Source organism: Bacteroidia bacterium, assembly GCA_025056095.1.
GTDB lineage: Bacteria > Bacteroidota > Bacteroidia > JANWVE01 > JANWVE01 > JANWVE01.
Window position 1 is genome coordinate 1 of record JANWVW010000301.1, and the last position, 2530, is coordinate 2530.

The following is a 2530-nucleotide window of genomic DNA, read 5'->3' on the forward strand; positions in this document are numbered from 1 at the left end:
GATAACCTGTAAAAAAACTTATCCACGCGACTATGACATTGCCCGCTCCTAAAGCCAATGGCAAAAAGGGCAATACACAACAAAAAGAGTGAAGCAACAAGGTGATAAAAATAGCTGGCAAAAGCGTGCAATTGGTAATATTTTTTGGGAGATGTCTCATAGGCGGCGCAAAGTACAAAGATTTTACGATTTATGCAACAAAGTTGCATTAAGGCGCGAAAAAAATCCTAAGATAATTACTTAAGCATAAACTTGCGGAAAAAAAGATATTTTGTCTCACTTTTCTTCAGCAATACTAAACTTTACAAGTACAGCATTTGGAAAAGGATCAGGTAGAAACTGATATATGATATTCTTTTTGTAGTGTTCTTTCATGTATGTTTGATATAAAATTGGGTACTTATCCGCAAAACGCTTAAGGATGAGCACATAAATATCAGGCTGTTCACAAATAGCTAAATATAGGTCTGTAATATTGAGTTTTGAAAGTAGTTCTTGGTTTTCAGGTAACTGCTGATACGTACCTAAGGAGAATATTTTAATTGTGTTGAGATAAGAAGTATCTTTAAATGGTTCTATCATCTCATAGGGAAATGCTGCTGCCCATGAAACTAATAATTTCATATTAGGATACTGCGCAGCTAATTCCTCAACTATCTCTTTAAGAGGCTGCTTATCAGATTTTTTGAAATTTCCCCATGTATAAACTATTGTATAGCGCGTATCTCTAAGAATTTTCTGAACTGGGTAAAAACTAATTACCACCAAAAGTACTCTTATATAAAAGTTATTTACCCTTTCAAACAAACTGTTAGCTGAATGGATAATATTTATTGCAAAAGGAATTATTGCTGTCGCGGCGTCCATGACAATAAATACTCTTTCAGGTGGTACTCTGTAAAAAAATGAAATTAATAAGTAGAGCAAAAAGAAATATAATAAAGTTATCACTAAAAAGAAAAATTTTATATAAGAGGCTTCGTACAAAATTACACTTAAGTAAATTAAGAGCAAAGCCCACATTACAGGAAGTGATAGTATTTCACTTATCAAATGTTTATAATTAGATGCTATGAAATTAAACAATGAATTAATTTTTTTCTTAGGGATTAAATTAATTATTTTTAAGAAATTACTTTTATTGTAAATGGTTGAGTCAAGGAAAAACCAGTTCATGAGCATATCATAATCATTCAAACTCCATCCCACATTTTGCAAAATTCCTGTTTTATCATCATGCGAAATTTTTTCTAAACCTTCTTTGTCAAGAATTTCAACTCTCGTTATGTTAAATTGGTAATAATATCCATAAGCGTTTGCACTATAATGATGCAGAATCTCTGCTGCAGCAATACTAATTGCTAAATAAAGAACCCATAGATTGTGCTTTAAGTGAGAAAGAGAAAATAAAGCATGATTTTTGTAAAAATAATAAAAATATAACTTATATATGTAAGCAGGTATAAACACAACTATTGCCAAACGGAAAGAGTCCATTCTAATTAGGCTGGAAACAATCAAAAGTAAGAAGGCAACAACCTTTTCTTTTTTATTATTAGATGTTATTAAACCATATACCCCTGCAATCCCAGCAATTCCTGATATTATCGTAAATTGCAAAGACACAATAGGAAATAAAAATGTTGATAGAAAAACAGTAACATATAAAATTTTCATGTAAACACTTAAAGTGTATTTAAAAGTTAGGTATGAAATGTAGAGATAAGAAATAAATAATATTACCAGAAAAATTAGAGGATACCAGTCTATTGCATTAATCCAATCATATAACAATCGAATGAAACGTGCATACAATATGTTTACAAAAAGAATTCTTACAGAAGGCTTACCTATACCTATGCCACGTATCCATAGCATCATTCCTGAATCGTCATTATTTAAATAAGTAACCTTGAAAAGGTATAAAAGAGAAATAAATACTATGCTTGTGAAAATAAACGAAGATATTAATGGGTTTTTATAAACCCATGCATTTAACCTATCCTTGTTATAAACTATCAGCTCGTAGTTAAACATCTATTTAAACGTTTATAAATCAAAGGATTAGTACAAAAACTTAAATCTGCATAGAGCTCAAAACTTTCTCACTGCCTCAATGACTTTTTCGACTTCTAAATTGTAGAACATGGGCAACCTCACTAGACAATCACTGTAGTAGTCGCTATTAGGGAGTTCTCTTCCATCATGACGCGAGGCATAAAAAGGAGACTTGTGAAGGCTTTGGTAATGAAAAACTGCCACTATGCCATTTCTCTTGAGATGTTCTATTAAGGCTGTTCGTTGTTCTAAACTTTCGCACAAGAGGTAAAACATGTGTGCATTATTAGTAGCATATGGAGGTATAAAGGGCAATCTGATTCCATGCGAAGTTGCCCAATCTTGTAAGTTGTTGTAGTAGGCTTGCCAAATACTTAGCCGCCGTTGTTGAATTTGCTCCAAATGTTCTAATTGTGCCCATAAAAAGGCAGCAATAATTTCTGAAGGCAAAAAAGAAGAACCTACATCTACC

At 32.0% G+C, this 2530-nt stretch carries 2 protein-coding genes; both read right to left on the reverse strand.

Annotated features, from left to right (window positions below; genetic code table 11):
- Positions 1-276: 276 nt before the first annotated feature.
- A complete protein-coding gene (locus NZ519_13620; protein ID MCS7029793.1) occupies positions 277-1677 on the reverse strand; it encodes a hypothetical protein in 1401 nt (466 codons plus the stop codon).
- Between the two features lie 417 nt (positions 1678-2094).
- The coding region (locus NZ519_13625; protein MCS7029794.1) for a DegT/DnrJ/EryC1/StrS family aminotransferase at positions 2095-2530 on the reverse strand (436 nt) is incomplete at its 5' end.

Bases quoted from the DNA above. Each gene is read 5' to 3' on its own strand.
- NZ519_13620 (MCS7029793.1), bottom strand. From the start codon at position 1,677: ATGAAAATTTTATATGTTACTGTTTTTCTATCAACATTTTTATTTCCT.